Origin of the sequence: Shewanella sp. GD04112 (assembly GCF_029835735.1) — a bacterium.
Classification (GTDB): Bacteria; Pseudomonadota; Gammaproteobacteria; order Enterobacterales; family Shewanellaceae; genus Shewanella.
In genome coordinates this window covers 4669774-4689442 of record NZ_JAOEAL010000001.1, presented here as the reverse complement: position 1 = coordinate 4689442, position 19669 = coordinate 4669774, and the positions used below count along the sequence as shown (strand labels likewise).

Below are 19669 nucleotides of genomic sequence, written 5' to 3'. Positions count from 1 at the left end.
TCTTTTTATCGTCAAAACTGGACAGTTGCTCAAACTCCAGCTTAACTCGAACACATAATCTGTTTGATTGGAGTCTGCAATGAGGATTACTCAGTACGCACAGGGACAGGCTTGTTGGGTCGAACTGGCGAGCCATGACTGGCAGGGCGCACAGGGGTTTTACCACGCACTGTTTGGTTGGAATGCGGTGGAAATGGCGATTCCTAATGGTCATTTCTCGCTGTTCAATCTGGAGGGAGACGATTTAGGGGCCATGTATCAAATCCCTGAGTCGGAACCACAGATCCCTAGCCATTGGCGGATCTATTTTGCGGTTAAGGATATCGAGGCGACGGTTGCCGCCATCCTGGCCGCGGGTGGGCAATTACACATGGGACCGCATGTGGTGGGTGACGCGGGCGTGATGGCGCAGGTGAGCGACCCCGAAGGGGCGCGCTTTGCCCTGTGGCAAGCAAAAAATCACTCAGGCTCGCGTCGCCAAGGTGAAGAAAATACCCTGTGTTGGGTGGAGCTGGCCTGTCGCGAGCCTAGCGCCGAAGCCAGTTTTTACACTCAAGTGTTTCCTTGGACCGCACTTCCCAGTCATGTACCCGGTATTGATTACACCGAGTGGCAAATCGACGGTCAGTCTATGGGGGGCATGATGAAAATGATGCCGGAATGGGGTGAGATCCCCGCCCATTGGATGCCTTATTTTGTCGTGGCTGATTGTGATGCCTTTGCCGCTAAGGCGCAGGGGCTAGGCGCGCAGCTATGCGTGCCGCCAAGCGATATCCCCGATGTGGGACGTTTTGCGGTGATTGCCGATGCGCAAGGGGCAACGTTTGCGGTCATCAAGTTAAATGAGCTTTAATCTGGCGAAATGACACTTCAGCATAAGCGATGATAAAACCTAGGTTTATTGAGGTTATACCTAGGTTTTATATGGTCTTATGTCGATAGGCTTATTTCTTTAACCGCTACTGGCTACACCTTAAACTCACTCACTAAACCATCCAGCTGTTGACCTATCCCCAGTAAGCCATTGGCAGAGCTTGCCGCCTGTTTAACCCCCGTCAGAGTACGGTTGGCGCTGTCATTAACGCTGTTGATCGACATATTAATTTCTTCCACCACGGTCGACTGCTGCTCGGCAGCGTGGGCCATTTGCGAGACCGAGTGGGTGATCGACATGACCATTTCGGTGATAGTCGAGAGGGCCGATTCCACTTGAGTCACTTGCTCAACCGTGCTGTTGGTGGCTTCTCGGCTTTGTCCCATCATGGTCGCCGCTGAGCTGGATCTATCCTGCAGTGTTTGGATGATTTGTTGGATTTGCTTGGTCGATTCTTGTGTTCTGCTGGCAAGTGAACGTACTTCATCGGCTACTACGGCAAAGCCTCGTCCTTGCTCGCCCGCCCGAGCTGCTTCGATGGCCGCGTTGAGCGCCAACAGATTGGTTTGCTCGGCAATGGCGCGGATCACATCCAGTACGGCACCAATCTTATCGCTGTCGTTACGTAGCTGTTCTATGGTCGTAGCCGATGCTTCGACTTTGCTCGCCAGTTCCCGCATCGAATGGGTGGCGCGGGTGACTGTCTCGCGGCCGAGGAGAGCTTGCGCTTTGGCATCTTCCGAGAGCTTATTGGCGGTGTCGGCACTGGCAGCGACTTCGACAGCACTGGCGGCCATTTCTGTGATGGCCGAGGCGACGAGTTGGGTTTCATTCTGTTGTGAACTCATGTCTTGAGTCGCGCTGTGAGTCACACTGTTTAGCTGGGTTGATGCGCTAACCATTTGAACCGTTGTGTCTTTGACTTCGGCCACTAACTGCTGGATCCGCAATACAAAGCGGTTAAAGTTTTTGGCGAGTTGGGTCAGTTCGTCATGGCCATTCTCGGGCAGTCGCTGGGTGAGATCGGCCTCACCATCGGCGATTTCATTCAGCAGCGCCACCACTTCGCGTATGGTGCGCAGCAGGCTTTGGGTCACTATCACTGTGATGAAGGCGGAAAGCAGAATGGCGATCAACAGGATAATGTTGATAAAGGTGATTTTTTGGCTAACCTCCTTAGCGGCTTTATCGCCCGCTTCAGACAGCGACCTCATCGTATTATCTTGCAAATCAGAGGTCATCTGCGCCATTTCGATGCCGATATTATCTAGCTGCACTATGGCTTGATTACGGTTATTGATTGCCGTGACGACACCGTTTGCCGCTTGCTCGTATTCAGTTAACAGCCCCGCAGCTTGTTTTACCTGAGACTGATAGGTCAGATTATCGAGCGCTGCGGCAAGCTCATCCATAGTGCTATGAGTGTTAACCAGTTCGGCTCGAAAACGTTGCGCCTGATCGGCTTGGTTATCGAGGAGAAACTTGCTGACATAGAGGCGAGCCAAGAGCAGTTCACGCAGATTTTTACCGGCGTAGAAGGCGCCTTGCACATCGCCATCGGTAAAGGAGGACTGCATGATTTGGGAGATTATTTTCTCTATTTCAGGTCCTTTTACATCAAGTATGCCAGTGACTAGCTTGGCTCTTTGTTGTTGATTGGGGACGACTTGCTGATTAAAGATATCCACATAGCCTTTTTCATGCTCAATGATCCGTTGGAGCATTTGGCTGCGCTCCTGATTATCTATATGAGCCTTGGCTTTGGCTAATATGTCGCGGGTTTTACTGTCTTGGGCGCTAAATTCGGCTGCCGTTTCGCTGGAACCAGTTTTGACATAGGTTTTGACCGTCAGGCGCAAGCGATAAATTTCCTGCAAGAGGCTACTGGTGAGATCGCTTTCCGGGGCAAGATCTTCAGTCACGGCGCGCATTCGATTATCGATATCGGTCAGGGCGAAGTAGCTTAATACCCCTAAAGTGATCAGCATGGCAACGAGAAAGACAGGAACGATCGCAAGCTTTTTAGTGAGTGTTAACTGATTGATAGAAAACATAGTTACCTCAGAGTGAACTTGTCTTCCATGGCTTGGATTAAAGCGCTAGCTCCTGTACTAGGCACGGCTTGTTTGAGTATAGGAGACTTATTTCGAGGTAAGAGAAAGCTTAAATGAAGTTTCGTTAATATTGGGGCTCATTTGTGAGGGATAACAGCATTTAGCCCCTTGGTTTATAAGAGCCAGTCAGTGACGATATGCCTCGCCACTGGCCGTATGCGGTTAGTTTGGATTGTCGATTAACAGTGTGGCTGGGCAATTAGTCTTTTTCGCCTTCGGCGCCTTTGCGAGCAGACTCGGTAAAGAGTCGGAGCTGTTGATGACTTGAGGCAGGCTGATGCGGATTTCACTCAAGAGTCCTTTGGCGCAGTCTAGGGTGACCTTAGTGTGTGCACCTTGGCCAAAGCTGGCATCAAAGCTTTGATTTAGCTCCTGTTGAGTCACTTTTTTACCGATTCTTTCATGGATAAATTGTTGTACCCATGCCGAGGCATTGACTTCCTGCGTCAACTGCGTCGCCAGTAAAAAGTAATCATTAGGGTCTTGGTTGCGACAGGTGCCATGTTTCCACCATTCATGGCGTTCTAAACAGCTGCCGTAGCGGGCACTTGGCATCACTTCCTCGAGATTTTTTTGGACAGAGGCATTGAGCGGCACCTCGGGATAATCACAAAAATCACTCGGTTGTTGTTTCACGCTGCTGCAAAAGCCGTAACGGGTGCCACATTGCTGGCGATTCGGCCACAGGCCATGCAGGCTAAAGTGTTGCCACTGAGGCGCATCACTCGTTTGGCTTAAGGCGCGGCACTCGGCTTTACGGCTGCCATAGAGTTCGCAAAAGGTGCTCTGCCAACTTAGGGCGAGCACATTGGAGTCGTAGTTATCCTCGATTTGGCACACATTACCTTGGCGCTTCTCTGGCGTGCCATTTTCTTGCTGGCTTCCACTCTTAACCGCAGCGCTCTCGCTAGTGATGCCTGTTTGCGCGGGCTCTACGTTAGCGGTGGGCTGAACGGTTGCTATGGATTCGGCGGGCGCTGTAGCTGCGGCATTGTATTGCCCGCAATCACCTTTTATCCAACGCAGTGGCGAGCTGTTTGCGTTGGTTCGCACCCTGAGCCAATCGGGGTTGGCACTGTTACCTAAAATTTCGGCAACGGGATAACGCTCGCCAATATTGCTCTGCCAATCATCGGGATTGGTTTGTTTATTTTTAGACTGAAACAGTTCGCAGCGCTTGTTGGCGACAAACTCTCCCGAGGCGGGCGCCGCCTGAAGGGCGATGGGCGTTAAACCTATCAGCAACAGCCCCAGCCAGCCAAAGCTACGGCGATAAATACCTGTGCGGTTGTGGAGGGGGAGAGAAAATAAAGCTGTCATTCGCTGGCGTCCTTTCTGCTATGGCGGTGGCACAAACACATGGCGTTGCAAGCTGCTATTGTGCAGTGAAATTGTAGAATGTGCTAATGGGATAGCTACTCGATATTTGCAAAATCTTCGAGTTCTGGTTAAGGTGCCATGATGAAAAAATATTCTATTGCTTTTCTTACATTTACTTTCGTAACCACTTGGTGGCGCTCAGTCATATAGAGCGGCGCTAGGCTTTTTACATTCACTAGCTGCCGGATGGCAACGAGTGAATATCTATCAGAGTGTCTCCGGTCGGCTAATTTTTTGGAGATATACCATGCAACAACATTCATCACTATCCATTCCTGCCCAACCAGATAAAGTGCTGACTGGCGATAGAGCCACAGGGCCTTTGCATTTAGGTCATTATGTTGGTTCGCTGAAGCAACGAATTGAGTTACAGCATAGATTTGAGCAGACTATTCTCGTCGCCGATATGCAAGGATTGACGGATAACGGTCATCAGCCACAAAAAGTGGCTGCAAATATCTTAAATGTGGTTGCCGACTATCTCGCAGTGGGCATAGATCCTGCGAAAACAACTATTTGCTTGCAATCTTCTATCCCCGCGTTAGCTGAGTTGACTATGTACTATGCAAACTTGGTTTCGATTGCCAGATTAGAACGTAATCCCACTGTTAAAAATGAAATCAATAGCAAGGCCTTTGGGCGTTCGATTCCCGCAGGATTTTTGACTTATCCAATTAGCCAAGCGGCGGATATCACAGCGTTCAAAGCCACATTGATTCCTGTCGGGGATGATCAGTTGCCAATGTTGGAACAGACTAATGAAATTGTCAGAAAACTGAACCAGATTGCGCAGGATGAGGTGCTGGTTGAATGTCGACCGCTGTTAAGTCATATGACACGTCTACCGAGTGTGGATGGAAAAAGTAAGATGTCAAAAACGATCGGCAATACCATTATGCTTGGATCGAGTGAACAAGATATTTCGAAGGCTGTGAAGGCTATGTATACCGATCCCACGCATATAAATATAAACGATCCCGGTCGAGTCGAAGGCAACGTTGTATTTACCTATCTCGACGCTTTTCATCCTGATCTTCAATATGTTGCTGAACTAAAGTCCCATTATCGTGCAGGTGGATTAGGGGATGGAAAAACGAAAGCGATTTTAGAGGAATGCTTACAAAGCTTACTTGCCCCCATTCGTAAGCGTCGCGCTTTGCTCTTAGCCGATAAGGCTCAGTTAGTGTCGATTCTTAAGGAGGGAACCGCTAAGGCTCGCGAAGAGTCGGATGGGGTTTTAAGACGAGTCAAAACTGCCTTTGGTTTAAATCTATTTTGAAATGACCTAAAAAGCATAACCCCTAGCGTTAATCACGCGAGGGGTTATGGTGAAGTAAAGCAAAGGGTTATTCTGCTTTATTGATTTGGCGCGCGTAGATCAACAGATACAGTGCTGGCAGCACAAACAGCGACAGTATCGGGGCTGTCACCATACCGCCGACCATAGGGGCAGCGATTTTTTGCATTACATCGTTACCCGAACCTGCGCCCCACATGATGGGCAAGAGGCCGAAGAAGATGGTTGCTACTGTCATTGCTTTAGGTCGAATACGCATTACCGCACCTTCAATCAAGGCTTCTTTTAAGTCGTCGACTGTGTGGTAAGTGTTTTTCTCCTGCCGATGTTTAATGGCGTTATTGAGGTACACCAACATCACCACCCCGAATTCGGCTGCGACCCCAGCAAGGGCGATCATCCCCACTGCGACGGCGACCGAGATGTTGTAGTCGAGCAGATACAATAACCAAGTGCTACCCACGAGGGCGAAGGGGAGGCTGAGCATAATAATGCTGGCCTGCATGGTCGAGCCAAAGGTCATCATCAGTAGAATAAAGATCACCCCGAGTGCCATAGGGATCACTTGCTTAAGCTTGGCATCGACCCGCTGCATGTACTCGTATTGACCCGCAAAGCTATAGCTATAACGGGGCGGCACAACGAGTTCTTCATCTAAAGCGGTTTTTGCCGCGGCGATATATTCACCAATCGAAGTGCCTTCGATATCGATAAATACCCACGAAATTAACCGGCCGTTCTCACTCTTAAGCATTGGCGCGCCATCGTTAATTTCGATATCGGCCAAGTTACGTAGCGGCAAATAATGCCCTGATTTAGTGATCACCGGCAGTTCGCGCAGTTTCTCGATATTGTCACGCAGTTCACGGGGATAGCGCAGGTTAATGGGGTAACGCTCCGCGCCTTGAACCGACTCACCAATGTCCATACCACCAATCGCGTAACGTACTACATCTTGGATATCCTGTAGCGTCATGCCGTAGCGGGCGGCCACATCGAGTTTAGGGCTGATATCGATATAGCGACCGCCACCACTGCGTTCGGCGTAGGCAGATTTAGTGTGTGGCACTTTACTTAAGATGGCCTCAATCTTAGCGCCTAGGGTTTGTAGCTCATTGACATCGGCACCGGTGATCTTAATCCCCACGGGGGTTTTAATCCCCGTCGACAGCATATCGATACGGGTTTTAATCGGTTGCACCCAAGCGTTGGTTAGGCCGGGCACTTTTACCGTTTGTTGCAGCTGATTGATGATGCCGTCTAAGGTCATGCCCTCTCGCCACTCTTCATGGGGTTTAAGCATAATCGTGGTTTCGAGCATAGTCAGTGGCGCAGGATCGGTCGCGGTTTCGGCGCGGCCGACTTTACCAAATACGCGGGCTACCTCAGGGACGGTTTTAATCAAACGGTCGGTCTGTTGCAGCACTTCGGCGGCTTTACTGGCGCTGATCCCTGGCAGTGCCGTTGGCATATAGAGTAAATCCCCCTCTTCGAGGGCGGGCATAAACTCACTGCCCATGCGCGTCATAGGATACCAAGCGCTCGCCAATGCCACTAAGGCAAGCACAATGGTGATTTTAGGGAACTTAAGCACCAGTTTTAATGCCGGTTGATATAGGGCTATCAGCACACGACTGATGGGGTTGCTGCGCTCGCTTGGGATTTTCCCGCGGATAAAGTAACCCATCAGAATGGGCACTAAGGTGATAGATAAAAACGCGGCCGCCGCCATGGCAAAGGTTTTGGTATAGGCGAGCGGTGCGAATAAACGTCCTTCCTGCGCCTCTAGCGCGAAGACGGGAACAAAGCTTAAGGTAATGATAATCAGCGAGAAAAACAGCGCTGGTCCGACTTCAATCGAGGCTTCAGTCACAATGCGCCAATGTTCTTTTACCGAAGGCTCACGGTCGTGCTCGGCTTTAAAATGCTCCAAATGTTTGTGCAGGTTTTCGATCATCACGATGGCGCCGTCAACCACAGCACCGATAGCGATGGCGATGCCGCCAAGGCTCATGATGTTGGCATTCACGCCCATTTTGTTCATCACGATAAAGGCGATAAGAATCGACAGCGGCAAGGTGATAACGGCCACTAAGGTTGAGCGGGCATGCAGCAAAAACAGCAGACACACTAAGCCCACGACCAGCATTTCTTCGACCACTTTGCTGAACAGGTTATCGACGGACTTTTGGATCAGTTGCGAACGGTCATAGGTTGGAATGATTTCCACGCCGTCTGGCAAACCAGTTTTTAACTCTTCGAGTTTGGCTTTGACCGCATCAATCGTCGCGAGGGCGTTTTCACCGTAACGCATGACCACAATGCCACCCACGACTTCGCCTTCGCCATCTAGCTCGGCTATACCACGGCGAGAAGCAGGGCCTTTACGGACGGTGGCAACATCCTTGAGCAACAAACCTGTGCCTGATGGGCTAGTGATCCCTAAAGGAATTTCGCGAAAATCCTCTAAGGTTTGGCGATAACCCTTAGCGCGCACCATGTACTCGGCTTCGGCCATTTCGACCACAGAACCACCGGCCTCGCTATTGGCTTTATCTATCGCTTGCTTAACGGCGGCGATATCGAGCTTGTAAATCGCCATTTTGTCCGGCTCAAGCACGATTTGATAGGTTTGTTCCATGCCGCCGACGGTCGCGACTTCGGAGACTCCAGCAACGCTTTGTAGCTCAAGTTTGAGATACCAATCCTGTAAGCTTTTCAGTTGCGACAGGTCTAAGTTACCGGAGCGATCGACCAGTGCGTACTCAAACACCCAACCCACACCTGAGGCATCGGGGCCGAGTGAGGGTTGCACCCCTTGGGGCAAGCGACTGCTGATCTGGCTTAAATACTCCAACACCCGCGAACGCGCCCAATAGATGTCGGTGCCATCTTCGAAGATCACATAGACATAGGAGTCGCCAAACATCGAATAACCCCGCACGGTTTTCGCACCGGGCACGGCTAACATGGCGGTTGAGAGTGGGTAAGTCACTTGTTCTTCAACCAATTTTGGTGCTTGACCCGGATAAGGAGTCTTAATAATCACTTGCACGTCGGATAAATCCGGCAGGGCATCGAGCGGCGTTTTACGCAGCTCCTGTATCCCCCAGACAGTGATCATCATGGCGATAATCAACACCATGAGCCTTTGCCTGATCGAGGACTCGATAATATATTTCAACATAATCCGCTCCTAGTGCTGATGGCCGCTGCTTAAACGCATTAAGCTGCCCTTGAGGCTGGCCTCGGAGTCGAGTAGGAATTGTCCCGATGTCACCACGCGTTCACCTTCGTTAAGGCCCGAGACTATCTCGGCCTTACCTTGGCTCATCATGCCGACCGTCACAGCCTTAGCGGTGAAGCTGTCATCGGCCTGTTTTACTATCACGCGGTTTTCTTTACCCGTTTGGATCAGGGCTTCCTGCGGGATCACTAACACATCTTTATTCGGGCCGCCGAAGAGCGAGACCTTGGCGAGCGTCTTAGGTCTTAGGGAAATATCGGTATTATTCAGCACCACGCGTACTCTTAAGCTGCGGGTGACGGGGTCCAGCTCGGGATAGATATAGTCAATGGTGCCTTCGATACCGCTGATATTCATCGCGGGGACTGAGACTTCGGCCTCTTGACCCACGGCAATCCAGCTTTGCTCGTTTTCAAACACATCGGCAATCACCCAAACTTTAGAGAGGTCGACAACCGACATCACCTCGGTTGACGGTTGGATATACATGCCATCACGCACATCGAGTGCTTTGACTATGCCATCTTGCTGGGCATAAAAAGGCACCCGGTATTGGGTTTTGCGTGAGTCTGCAAGCTGTTGGATTTGTTTTTCATTCATGCCAAGCAGCGATAAACGCAGCCCGGCTTTGCGGACTAAATCCTGATAACGGCTACTGTTTCCCGCAGATTTGGCGGTATCGAGTGCTAACAGATAATCATCTTGGGCATTAATCAGATCGGGTGAATAGATCTCATATAGTAACTGGCCTTTTTTAACTGAGTCGCCCACCGATTTGATCATCAGCTTCTCAATCCAGCCAGTTACACGGGCATGCACATGGTTGATCTGGCTCTCGTCGTAGTCAATTTGGCCGACGGTTTCGACAAACTTCCACAGGGTATCGCGTTTTGCTTCGGCCACTTTCAGTGCAAGCGCCTGTTGCATGCTGCCAGAGACATTAATGTTGATTTCTTGGGTATTACCGCCGGTTTCAACCTTTTCTAAATTCATGCCGCAGATAGGGCAAGTGCCGGGCACGTCACTAATAATGTGAGCGTGCATAGGGCAGACATATTTAATGGTCGCACCCGAGCTTTGGCTTTTTACTAAGCTATTCGCTTTGGGTGTTGGCGTATCAAAGACTTGCGCCGCATTTTGGCTTGCCGCTTGATGCTCTGCATGTTGGGCGGCCGTGCTGGCTTCTTCCTCTTCTTCTTTTTCAACGAGGAACATATTGCACTTAGGGCAACGGCCGGGTTCGTGGCTTTCGACCTCGGGGTGCATAGGGCAAGTGTAGGTTTTGACTTGATTTGCACTGTGAGTATCGTGCGCATGCTCGTGGCCTGCCTCTGCTTGAGTGGCAGGATTCGCGAGCTGGGCCTGGGTTAACCAAGGCGTACCCATCAGTAAACTGCTGAGTATCAATACTGCCTTAGGGCCCGGCTTTTTTACTTTGTGAAATTGGTTCATATGCCTCATCTCCAGCCTAGCTTAGTGGTGCGCGTGATCTTTGTGCATTGCACCGTCAGCCATTTTTTCTTCCGTCGCTTTTGGCTCTAAGTTCATGCCACATTTAGGGCAAGTATCGCCTTTGTTGCCTGTCACTTCGGGGTGCATAGGGCAAACATAGGCTTGAGCTTGTTCCTGTGGCGCAGCATTGTTGTGATGATGCTCATGGGGTGTTGCCGTGGCAAACACACTGGTGCTGGTCATTAAAAATGCAACTAAGGCAAGATTAGTTAAGGTTTTCATATTGTTCACTCCATCGGGTTTCATAGCCGAATATGAGTGCATAAAACGTGACTGCGAGATTCTGGCGTTTTGAGGCGCGAGAAAGGGTCGACACAGTGGCCTGTGTGCTCAGTACAACGCTTTTGCTTTACTCTGGGTGCTTAGATGTTGGCGCACCACAATAAACGGCGAAATAAATTGTTTTGTTAGCTTGGTTTGCCCTGAAAAAAGGGCGCAATGAGGCTAGGCTATCGGCGGTTTGAAGGCCGAGGACAAAGAGATAGAGTGGAAATGAGGCATAGGAGTGGCCACTGGGGTGTCGCTCAGACTCACACTCGGCCAGAGGTGTGGGCTGAAAAGAGTGCCAGCAACTGAAATCATTAAACAATGTCCACAATCGTTGAGACAGGATGTGGTGCCATCACAGCAGTGCTGCTTCGCGCCGGGAAGCATTTGATCGTTACAGCAATCTGTATTGGCCATTGTACTTGAGTCAGAGCGGTTCTCTGTGTTCATTTGCATCATGGCTGCATGGTCCATTCCTTGGCTGGAAGGATTATGAACCATAGCACCCATCTCCATAGAGCGCATCACCATGGCGTGACCATTAGACACGACACTTTGCCCGACGAGTGCGAGTAAAGTGAATATGACTAATAGATAACGACTAAGTGTCTGATGCATATGTATTCCAAATAATGAACGACTCGATTTTAGCATAGAGGCATTATGCTGCAATGCGTTAACTCACATTTCAGTTAATGCCCCTGCTTGTAAACTCCTAAGGTTTATTATTTAGAAGGGTGACTTTCCAGCATATCCGCCATCAATTGGCTGTGGTTTTGCAGGGGTAGTTGCTGCGGTTCGGCGCCATCCACGCTTAACTGAATGCTAGGGTTTTTAATAAAACGTTTAGCATCGGCTTCGCTGACTAATTTAGTTGGGGTGTTGATTTGGTAATTAGACTCCGGCGCGACATTTAGGGTAAAGAATAAAGGCTCTGATTTGACCCAAGTGCCGCTATCATCGGCGCGATAGCTAAACATGTCTTGATATTTAACTTCGACCAGCACTTTACCTTCTGGCAATTGCACAGGTTTAAAGGCTTTCGTGGCTTGGCCATTAATACTGACCACATTGAGGGTATCTGTGCCTTTTAAGGTTGCCGCAGTTGCAGTCACGCTAATCGCCAAAGTGCTCATGATTAAAGTAGCGCCAACGAATGCTTTATTTAATAAAGTGGTTTTCATAATAAACTCCAAAAATTTGCTGTATCGCGAGGGTGCGCAATCGTGGTGGCACCGTCGCGGAATATTGAATCGATTTAATCGTTAAAAAGATCGGTTACAGCAAATCGGAGTTGGGAGGTGGCGTGGTTAACCCGAGGTCGGCCGTTTGAATCGCCCAACCTTGGACCGCAATACGCTTACTTGCATGATTCATCAAGGCAAGTTGAGGCTGTGAGGCGGTAAGATAAAGTTGTGCGAGACAATGGGTTTTACAATGGTTGGTGAGGGAGTCTTGGCAATGCAGCATGCATTCGTCTGGAGGACAATCTGGCATGGCACAATTCATCTTGCCATCGACCATCTGCATGCTGGGCGTATCGTGGAAGTCATTCATCGCTGAAGTTGGCATAGCATTCACCATCGCCGATTGGGCGATAAGTGAAAATAACAATGCTATGGTGATCCAAAACTTAGCCATAAAAACTCGATTAATGTGTACCTGTTCCTAAAGACCAATAAAAGTCCGGAAAAGTTTCATCCAAAATTCATTTTTTTCTTTTTTATCGGAAAAAACACCTTAAAAGAAAGCTATAAACGGGGTAAATGTCGCGTGGATCACATTTTTGTATTCTAAAAATGATTTCATTGTCTTAGCTTTTTAAGGTAGTACTTAATCATTGATCGCTTAGCATAATGATTAATGTATTAGTGAGAGTTGAAGTACCACATGGCTCTGCTAAGCTGGTTTGAGCGAGTTGTCGTATTAAGAGTTAGACCTAAGTCTCATTTTGCACTTTTAAGTTTAAATTAATCGGCATTTTTAGGCTTAGAATCAAATTTCTAATAAATGAAAAAATATAAAATAGTCTTATAAAAACTAATTTTGACAATATTTTTTGGAGATAGAGTGATGAACTGGCGTGCACTATTTAAACCAAGCGCAAAATATTCCATCCTGGCGCTGATCGTCGTCGGTATTGTTATCGGTGTTGTCGGCTATTTTGCAACCCAACAAACCTTACATGCGACAAGCGAAGACGCATTCTGTATGAGCTGCCATAGCAACCACTCATTGAAAGATGAAGTGTTAGCTTCTGCCCACGGCGGTGGTCGTGCTGGTGTGACTGTACAATGTCAAGACTGCCACTTACCACACGGTCCTGTGGATTACTTGATTAAGAAGATCATCGTATCTAAAGACTTATATGGTTTCTTAACTATCGATGGCTTTAACACTCAAGCTTGGTTAGACGAAAACCGCAAAGAGCAAGCTGACAAAGCTTTAGCTTACTTCCGTGGTAATGACTCTGCGAACTGCCAACACTGCCATACTCGTATTTATGAAAATCAACCAGATACTATGAAGCCAATGGCTGTGAGAATGCACAGCAACAACTTCAAGAAAGATCCTGAAGCGAGAAAGACCTGTGTGGATTGTCACAAAGGTGTCGCTCACCCCTATCCAAAAGGATAAGGTTTAGCGCTTCAATAGCTTGATATTCAAATAAAAAGCCCTCGTAAGAGGGCTTTTTGCTTTCTAACCTTATAAGTCTTGGCTATTGATTAATGCCACTCTTCGGGACAAGGCGCTTAGCGAAATGTGATGCACCATTTGCGTGGGAGCAGTGCAGGCATCGGCAATCACTTGTATTGAATAGGCTTGTGCCGCGGGCGATAGCGCCGTATGGGTCACGCAGTTTTGCGTCATGATGCCGCATAAGAGTAAATGCTTGATCTGCATACCTTGGAGTAAGTGGGCCAGCTCTGTGCCATCGAAACTGTCGGCAAATTGTTTTACCACAATGGGGGCGTTGGGCAGCTCTGCTAAAAGCGCTGGATGGATTTCGACTCCTTGGGTGTTTGGGTTAAAAAAGGGCGACTCACCCGGAGTCGTATCGGCGATATGCTGCACGAGAATAATAGGTATCACCTGTTGCTGGGCACGCTGCACTGAGTGCAAGGTGCGCGCTAATGCCTCATCGACTTGCCATTGCGGGTAAGCACCATGGCTAAAGTAATCATTCTGCACATCAATAATCACTAAGGCGCTGTTCGCTGGGATCTTATTTAAGCTCGACATAATTTTCTCCTGTTCGTTTTCTCTTGCAAAAGATGTCTTCGAAGGAGAGTTTGCGGTAGATTCATGCCCATTAAGAGTGGCAGAAATGACATCTATGGTGCTTAAATTGACAAATTTTGCCGAACCATCCCCATTAAAAGTGGCGATATTAGTCATACCCGGTTGTTTAGCTTCGGCCGTATTTGGCTTAGAAGAGATGTTGCTGGTGGCTAACAAGCTGATGTTAGCTGACGAACATAAATCCCTAGGCTCAAGCAGTTTTGCAGTGACTCGGTTATCCCTAGAGGAGATGAGTCTCGAAGAGTGCTATCAATTAGTGATTATCCCGCCGAGCATAGAAACTGAGTTTTACTTCAATGCGGCGCCTTCATTGCGATTATGGTTACAGCAGCAACATGCCCAAGGCGCTATCCTCTGCTCCGCCTGTGCGGGAGCATTTGTGCTGGCCGCCGCGGGTTTACTCGATGGCCGCAAGGCGACAACCCATTGGGGATTAGTGGAAACATTTGAGACTCAATATCCGCAGGTAAAACTCGAGATCGAGAAAATCATGGTCAACGAGGGCGATATCATCACAGCTGCTGGCATGATGTCTTGGCTCGACTTGGGGCTAGAGTTAGTGGCGCAGTTTTGCCATGTGAAAGTCATGCGCCAGCTGGGTAAGTACCTTGTTATCGACACCGGCGGGCGTGAACAGCGTTATTACCAACAGTTTTTACCTAAGCGAGATCATGGGGATGTAGTCATCTTGGGTCTGCAAAATCGCCTGCAGACTGACTATGGTCAGCCGATAAGTGTTGCGGTTTTGGCGCAGCAGTGCTGCATGGGCGAGCGAACTTTTCTGCGACGTTTTGTGAAAGCAACAGGGCATAAGCCTAATGAATACCTGCAAAAACTCAGGATCCAAAAGGCTTGTGACTTACTCGAAAATAGTCCACTGAATTTCGAGACTATAGCGCATCAAGTTGGCTATGAGGATGTGAGCGCCTGTCGCAAAGCGTTTACCCGTATTACCGGCCTAACCCCGAGTGCATTTTGGCAACGATTTAGTGCGCTTACGCCTGCGCCAACACCTGTCGACGATAGCTCAATAAACTAAATACGCCGAAGATAAACACTTGCAGATAATCTTGCTTGCGTAGCATCAGCAGGTTTTTAAACAGCATATGGAAGATGGCGACTTGGAAGCAATGCATCAGGCAAGTAATGCCAAGCAAGATATTGAGAATAATGCCGATATTACCTGCAAAAGGTATTACAAGGTTATAAGCCATCATCAGCCATGCGATTAAGGTAATGGCTTTGCCCATATTGATCAGAAACGACATGCTATTCCTCGGTGTTCGTCTGAGAGTCTTCGGCCTGGTATTGGTATAAGCGATAGCTGACTTGCCCTGCGGTCTTATCCTTGAGCGGTTGCCAAGTCGCAGGAACTGCCATTTGAGTTAATTCCGACTCAATCTCCACATAAATTAGCGCGCCATCATTAAGCCAACCTTGGCTGTCCAATAGTTGAATGGTTTTTTCTGCCAAGCCTTTGCGGAAAGGCGGATCGATAAACACCACGTCAAACCCTTGGTCGCAGCCATTTTGCAGTTCGACTAGAGTATCGGCGTTGAGTACCTCGGCATTGTCGCACTTGAGGGTATTGAGATTCGCTTTAAGTTGCATAGCGGCAGGACGTTGCAACTCGATAATCTTGGCGTAACTGGCATAGCGTGAGAGAGACTCAAGCGCCAATGCACCGCTGCCACCAAAGCAATCGAGCACCCTTGCATGGGCAATATCATTGGCAAGCCAGTTAAATAGGGTTTCACGGACTCTATCTGTGGTCGGCCGCAGGCCGTCTAAATCATGGATGGGCAGTTTGCGTGAACGCCATTGCCCGGCAATGATCCGCACCTGGCCACTACCGGCTTTCTTATTGGCCGTTTGACTCTTGGTCGCTTGCTTGTTGTTTGCACGATTATTAGCCAAAGTGCCCCCGTGATTTTGCCTGAAGAAAGAAAGTGGTAGACTATGCCACCTTAATAAAGGCCACTATTTTATATCAAACTCCTAGTAAAAGGTGAGAAGGCTGATAGAGCAGAACTAATTGCCGACTTTTTGGGCGTAATTGCCGCGGTAATCTGGTATAACGGCAGGGTCTTATTTTAAATTCAACACTGAAGTAGAGCGCTGGAATTACACATGGCAAAGAAAGGTTTTTTCTCCTGGTTTCGTAAAGATAAATCACAAGATGAGGTTGTCGAGCAAACCCCAGTCTCTACTCCATCGCAAACCGAGCAAGCCGAAGCATTAGCAAAGCAGCAAGCTGAAGAAGCCCGTCTCGCGGCGGAACAGGCAGCCGCCGAACAGGCTCTAGCCGACAAATTAGCGGCCGAAAAAGCAGAAGCGGAAAGAGTTGCAGCAGAACAAGCTGCAAAGGCTCAAGCAGAAGCAGAAGCCCAGCGTGTTGCCGAAGAGCAAGCTGCACGTATAGCCGAACAACAGGCCGCCGAAGCCGCGCATTTAGCGGCGGAGCAAGCTCTAGCAGAGCAGTTAGCCGCTGAACAAGCGCAAGCGGAAAGAGTTGCAGCAGAACAAGCGGCAAAAGCTCAAGCAGAAGCAGAAGCAGAAGCCCTGCGCATTGCTGAAGAGCAAGCAGCACGTTTAGTCGAACAACAGGCCGCCGAAGCCGCGCGTTTAGCGGCGGAGCAAGCTCAGGCAGAGCAGTTAGCCGCTGAACAAGCAGAAGCCGAGAGAGTTGCAGCAGAACAAGCCGCAAAATCTCAAGCAGAAGCAGAAGCCCTGCGCATTGCCGAAGAGCAAGCTGCACGTTTAGCCGAACAACAAGCCGCCGAAGCCGCGCGTTTAGCGGCGGAGCAAGCTCAGGCTGAGCAGTTAGCCGCTGAACAAGAAGAAGCCGAAAGAGTTGCTGCAGAAGCCCAAGCAGAGCGAGCTGCTGCTGAACAGGTCCAAGCTGAACAACCCCTTGAGCAACAACCCGAACCTCAGGCAAAACCCGCCAAAGAAAGTTTCTTCGCGCGGTTAAAGCGCGGCCTGATGCGCACTAGCGAAAATATTGGTAGCGGTTTCATCGGGTTATTCCGTGGTAAAAAAATCGATGATGATCTGTTTGAAGAGCTGGAAGAGCAGCTATTAATCGCCGACGTGGGGGTTGAAACCACTTCACGCCTTATCCAGAGCCTGACCGAACATGCGTCTCGCAAGCAACTAAAAGATGCCGAAGCGCTCTACGATTTGCTGCGTGATGAAATGCAGAAGACCCTCGATCCTGTCGCTATCCCTTTAGTGCCTGAAAATGCTAACGGCCCTTATGTGATTCTAATGGTTGGCGTTAACGGTGTGGGTAAAACCACCACTATCGGTAAACTGGCGAAGCAATATCAGCGTCAGGGCAAGTCTGTGATGTTAGCGGCGGGCGATACCTTCCGTGCTGCAGCGGTTGAGCAATTACAGGTTTGGGGTCAACGTAATAATATTCCCGTGGTGGCTCAGCATACGGGCGCAGACAGTGCCTCGGTACTCTTCGATGCGCTGCAAGCGGCCAAGGCCCGTAAGATTGATATCTTGATTGCCGATACCGCCGGTCGTCTGCAAAACAAGTCGCATCTGATGGAAGAGTTAAAGAAAGTGGTGCGGGTGATGAAGAAGCTCGACCCTGAGGCGCCACACGAAGTGATGCTGACCTTAGATGCGAGCACGGGCCAAAATGCCATTAGCCAAGCGCAGCTATTCCAAGAGGCCGTTGGCGTTACTGGCATGACCATCAGCAAGCTCGACGGTACCGCCAAAGGCGGCGTGGTGTTTGCGATTGCCGATAAGTTTAAAATCCCGCTACGTTATATTGGCGTGGGTGAGCAAATTGATGATTTGCGTACCTTTAATTCTAAAGAATTTATTGATGCCTTGTTCACTCAAGAGAAAGCGGATAGCTAATTTATGATTGATTTTCAGCAGGTCAGTAAGATTTATCCTGGTGGCCAAATGGCACTGGAAGAGGTGAATTTTCATCTACAAAAAGGTGAAATGGCATTCTTAACCGGCCATTCGGGCGCGGGTAAGAGTACCCTGTTGAAATTAATCACAGTGATCGAGCGCGCAACCACTGGCCGGGTGGCGATTAATGGCCACGATATTGCCAAAATCAGCCCTAAACACGTGCCCTATTTGCGCCGCAATATTGGAATGATTTTCCAAAACCATCATCTATTGATGGACAGAAGCGTATTCGACAACGTCGCCTTGCCATTAGTGATTGAAGGTTTTTCCCACGGTGAGATCCGCAAACGTGTCGCTGGTGCGCTGGATATGGTGGGTTTGTATGGCAAAGAGCGCCATAACCCCATCATGTTATCCGGTGGTGAGCAGCAACGTGTCGGTATCGCCCGCGCCATTGTGAATAAACCGCCACTATTGCTGGCCGACGAACCGACGGGTAACTTAGATCCTAAGTTGTCGATGGATATTTTGCGCTTATTCGAAACCTTTAACGATGCAGGCACTAGCGTGCTTATTGCTACCCACGATTTGGGGCTGATTGCGCGGATGAAGTACCGCACTTTTACCCTGAAACAAGGGCGTATGCTCGGCGCACAGGAATTACACCATGGACACGCGACGGCTCGAGGTGATGCGCAATGAGTGACAACGCTAAATTAACGCGCAGCAAGTTGCCCATTTCGGGGCGTATCGTGATGTTTTTTATTCGCCATGTGCAGCAAGCCATGGCGAGTATGGGTGAGTTGTGGCGCAGCCCTGTTTCTTCTCTGATGACGATGGCGGTTCTCGGTGTGAGTCTAAGCTTACCCGCGGCGCTGCAAGTGTTAGTGAAAAATGCCGAGACCATTACTAGCTCTTGGAACAGCGCGGCGGAGATTTCACTGTTTATCGATGAAAATCGCAGCGAGCAGACAATTCAAAGTTTACTGACCCGCATCCGAGCCTATGCCGAAGTGGAAAAGGTGCAGTATATCGACCGCAATCAAGCGCTCGAAGAGTTTCAGCGCCTGTCGGGGTTTGGTGAAGCGTTAGCCTATCTCGATAAAAACCCGCTGCCAGCGGTGATTACCGTGACGCCGACCCAGCGTTATTCGACCCCAGTGGGTGCCCGTGAGTTGTTGTCTAAGCTGGAGCGCGAGCCTGAAATCAGTTTTGGCCGCTTAGATATTGAATGGCTAGAGCGTCTGCAAGCCGTGGTGCGCTTACTCGAACGTACCGTGATGGCGATTGCTGCTTTACTGGTGCTCGCCGTGGTGTTGGTGATAGGTAACACCATTCGCTTGGCGATTATGAACCGTCGCACTGAAATTGAAGTGATGAAGCTGGTCGGCGCGACAGAGTCCTTTATTCAGCGCCCTTTCCTTTATACCGGTATTTGGTACGGGGTTATTGGTGGCGTATTGGCTTGGCTTATCATTAACATATTGGTTTGGTATCTGGATTCAGCGCTCGCTGAGCTGCTCGGTTTGTACGGCAGTCAGTTAGAGATGAAGTCTTTGACCTTTACCGAACTGCTACAATTAGTGGGCTTAGCCTCCTTCTTAGGTTGGCTGGGCTCTTACCTTTCGGTAAGACAACATTTAAGAGCGATTGAACCTTCTTAATGATCAATCGTTTATCGTTTAAAAATGCGGCTAGATAAGGCAGGCGATGAACTTTTGTTCACTTGCAATGTCTATTCAACGGGGTTAAAAGTAACACCCCAGACGAGCGAAGGTTGACATACTCTG

At 49.3% G+C, this 19669-nt stretch carries 18 protein-coding genes; 7 read left to right on the top strand and 11 right to left on the bottom strand.

All coding sequences use genetic code 11. The features are described from left to right. Nucleotides 1-79 precede the first annotated feature (79 nt). Complete coding sequence (locus tag N7386_RS20580) at nt 80-853, top strand: VOC family protein (RefSeq protein WP_279770742.1); 774 nt, start codon at nt 80-82, stop codon at nt 851-853. Nucleotides 854-966: 113 nt separating this feature from the next. On the opposite strand, the gene N7386_RS20575 is transcribed toward N7386_RS20580, so the two are convergent. Together N7386_RS20575 and N7386_RS20570 are read right to left on the bottom strand one after the other, a co-directional pair. Next, the gene (locus N7386_RS20575) at nt 967-2928 is read right to left on the bottom strand and encodes a methyl-accepting chemotaxis protein (protein ID WP_279770740.1); all 1962 of its coding nucleotides are present in this window, start codon (nt 2926-2928) and stop codon (nt 967-969) included. A gap of 222 nt (nt 2929-3150) precedes the next feature. Next, a complete protein-coding gene (locus N7386_RS20570; protein ID WP_279770738.1) occupies nt 3151-4308 on the bottom strand; it encodes a ribonuclease T2 in 1158 nt (385 codons plus the stop codon). 307 nt (nt 4309-4615) lie between these two features. On the opposite strand from N7386_RS20570, the gene trpS reads away from it, so the two are divergent. Then, nucleotides 4616-5647, top strand: coding sequence for a tryptophan--tRNA ligase (gene trpS, locus N7386_RS20565; RefSeq protein ID WP_220054165.1), 1032 nt, complete (start codon nt 4616-4618; stop codon nt 5645-5647). A gap of 67 nt (nt 5648-5714) precedes the next feature. Here the strand turns inward: trpS and N7386_RS20560 are convergent, their stop codons facing one another. The 6 genes from N7386_RS20560 to N7386_RS20535 form a co-directional block, all read right to left on the bottom strand. Further along, nucleotides 5715-8852 (bottom strand): CusA/CzcA family heavy metal efflux RND transporter, encoded by a 3138-nt coding sequence (locus N7386_RS20560; RefSeq protein WP_279770736.1) that lies wholly within the window; start codon nt 8850-8852, stop codon nt 5715-5717. A gap of 9 nt (nt 8853-8861) precedes the next feature. Next, nucleotides 8862-10364 carry an efflux RND transporter periplasmic adaptor subunit gene (locus N7386_RS20555; protein ID WP_279770734.1) on the bottom strand — a complete coding sequence of 501 codons (1503 nt, stop codon included), beginning with the start codon at nt 10362-10364 and terminating at the stop codon, nt 8862-8864. A 21-nt stretch (nt 10365-10385) separates the two neighbouring features. Then, nucleotides 10386-10646 carry a heavy metal-binding domain-containing protein gene (locus N7386_RS20550; protein WP_220056813.1) on the bottom strand — a complete coding sequence of 87 codons (261 nt, stop codon included), beginning with the start codon at nt 10644-10646 and terminating at the stop codon, nt 10386-10388. 222 nt (nt 10647-10868) lie between these two features. Next, nucleotides 10869-11309 (bottom strand): hypothetical protein, encoded by a 441-nt coding sequence (locus N7386_RS20545; protein ID WP_279770733.1) that lies wholly within the window; start codon nt 11307-11309, stop codon nt 10869-10871. Nucleotides 11310-11416: 107 nt separating this feature from the next. After that, a complete protein-coding gene (locus tag N7386_RS20540; RefSeq protein WP_249556469.1) occupies nt 11417-11875 on the bottom strand; it encodes a DUF2057 family protein in 459 nt (152 codons plus the stop codon). A gap of 94 nt (nt 11876-11969) precedes the next feature. After that, entirely contained in the window at nt 11970-12332 is a 363-nt protein-coding gene (locus tag N7386_RS20535) for a hypothetical protein (protein WP_279770728.1), read from the bottom strand. A gap of 432 nt (nt 12333-12764) precedes the next feature. Here N7386_RS20535 and cymA point away from each other — a divergent pair, with 432 nt between their 5' ends. After that, nucleotides 12765-13328: a NapC/NirT family cytochrome c CymA gene (cymA, locus tag N7386_RS20530; protein ID WP_011718695.1), complete on the top strand. Its 564-nt coding sequence runs from the start codon at nt 12765-12767 to the stop codon at nt 13326-13328. A gap of 69 nt (nt 13329-13397) precedes the next feature. Here cymA and N7386_RS20525 read toward each other — a convergent pair whose 3' ends face one another. After that, complete coding sequence (locus tag N7386_RS20525; protein ID WP_279770724.1) at nt 13398-13934, bottom strand: cysteine hydrolase family protein; 537 nt, start codon at nt 13932-13934, stop codon at nt 13398-13400. 97 nt (nt 13935-14031) lie between these two features. Here N7386_RS20525 and N7386_RS20520 point away from each other — a divergent pair, with 97 nt between their 5' ends. Further along, nucleotides 14032-15033, top strand: coding sequence for a helix-turn-helix domain-containing protein (locus tag N7386_RS20520; protein ID WP_279771087.1), 1002 nt, complete (start codon nt 14032-14034; stop codon nt 15031-15033). Here the strand turns inward: N7386_RS20520 and N7386_RS20515 are convergent. After that, nucleotides 14990-15262, bottom strand: a complete 273-nt coding sequence (locus tag N7386_RS20515) for a DUF1145 domain-containing protein (RefSeq protein ID WP_279770722.1) — start codon at nt 15260-15262, stop codon at nt 14990-14992. The genes N7386_RS20520 and N7386_RS20515 overlap by 44 nt on opposite strands. A 1-nt stretch (nt 15263) precedes the next feature. Next, nucleotides 15264-15911 (bottom strand): 16S rRNA (guanine(966)-N(2))-methyltransferase RsmD, encoded by a 648-nt coding sequence (gene rsmD, locus N7386_RS20510; RefSeq protein ID WP_279770720.1) that lies wholly within the window; start codon nt 15909-15911, stop codon nt 15264-15266. A 213-nt stretch (nt 15912-16124) separates the two neighbouring features. Here rsmD and ftsY point away from each other — a divergent pair, with 213 nt between their 5' ends. The 3 genes from ftsY to ftsX are packed head-to-tail and all read left to right on the top strand — an operon-like array spanning nt 16125 to nt 19543. After that, nucleotides 16125-17876, top strand: coding sequence for a signal recognition particle-docking protein FtsY (gene ftsY / locus N7386_RS20505; RefSeq protein ID WP_086902432.1), 1752 nt, complete (start codon nt 16125-16127; stop codon nt 17874-17876). 3 nt (nt 17877-17879) lie between these two features. Then, the gene (gene ftsE / locus N7386_RS20500) at nt 17880-18581 is read left to right on the top strand and encodes a cell division ATP-binding protein FtsE (protein WP_011624494.1); all 702 of its coding nucleotides are present in this window, start codon (nt 17880-17882) and stop codon (nt 18579-18581) included. After that, on the top strand, nt 18578-19543 hold the full coding sequence (ftsX, locus tag N7386_RS20495) for a permease-like cell division protein FtsX (RefSeq protein WP_088212483.1): 966 nt from the start codon (nt 18578-18580) through the stop codon (nt 19541-19543). The genes ftsE and ftsX overlap by 4 nt, the downstream gene beginning before the upstream one ends. Nucleotides 19544-19669: the final 126 nt, after the last annotated feature.

Coding starts and splice junctions, on each gene's coding strand:
- N7386_RS20580 (WP_279770742.1), top strand. CDS start 80: ATGAGGATTACTCAGTACGCACAGGGACAGGCTTGTTGGGTCGAACTG.
- N7386_RS20575 (WP_279770740.1), bottom strand. CDS start 2,928: ATGTTTTCTATCAATCAGTTAACACTCACTAAAAAGCTTGCGATCGTT.
- N7386_RS20570 (WP_279770738.1), bottom strand. CDS start 4,308: ATGACAGCTTTATTTTCTCTCCCCCTCCACAACCGCACAGGTATTTAT.
- trpS (WP_220054165.1), top strand. CDS start 4,616: ATGCAACAACATTCATCACTATCCATTCCTGCCCAACCAGATAAAGTG.
- N7386_RS20560 (WP_279770736.1), bottom strand. CDS start 8,852: ATGTTGAAATATATTATCGAGTCCTCGATCAGGCAAAGGCTCATGGTG.
- N7386_RS20555 (WP_279770734.1), bottom strand. CDS start 10,364: ATGAACCAATTTCACAAAGTAAAAAAGCCGGGCCCTAAGGCAGTATTG.
- N7386_RS20550 (WP_220056813.1), bottom strand. CDS start 10,646: ATGAAAACCTTAACTAATCTTGCCTTAGTTGCATTTTTAATGACCAGC.
- N7386_RS20545 (WP_279770733.1), bottom strand. CDS start 11,309: ATGCATCAGACACTTAGTCGTTATCTATTAGTCATATTCACTTTACTC.
- N7386_RS20540 (WP_249556469.1), bottom strand. CDS start 11,875: ATGAAAACCACTTTATTAAATAAAGCATTCGTTGGCGCTACTTTAATC.
- N7386_RS20535 (WP_279770728.1), bottom strand. CDS start 12,332: ATGGCTAAGTTTTGGATCACCATAGCATTGTTATTTTCACTTATCGCC.
- cymA (WP_011718695.1), top strand. CDS start 12,765: ATGAACTGGCGTGCACTATTTAAACCAAGCGCAAAATATTCCATCCTG.
- N7386_RS20525 (WP_279770724.1), bottom strand. CDS start 13,934: ATGTCGAGCTTAAATAAGATCCCAGCGAACAGCGCCTTAGTGATTATT.
- N7386_RS20515 (WP_279770722.1), bottom strand. CDS start 15,262: ATGTCGTTTCTGATCAATATGGGCAAAGCCATTACCTTAATCGCATGG.
- ftsY (WP_086902432.1), top strand. CDS start 16,125: ATGGCAAAGAAAGGTTTTTTCTCCTGGTTTCGTAAAGATAAATCACAA.
- ftsE (WP_011624494.1), top strand. CDS start 17,880: ATGATTGATTTTCAGCAGGTCAGTAAGATTTATCCTGGTGGCCAAATG.
- ftsX (WP_088212483.1), top strand. CDS start 18,578: ATGAGTGACAACGCTAAATTAACGCGCAGCAAGTTGCCCATTTCGGGG.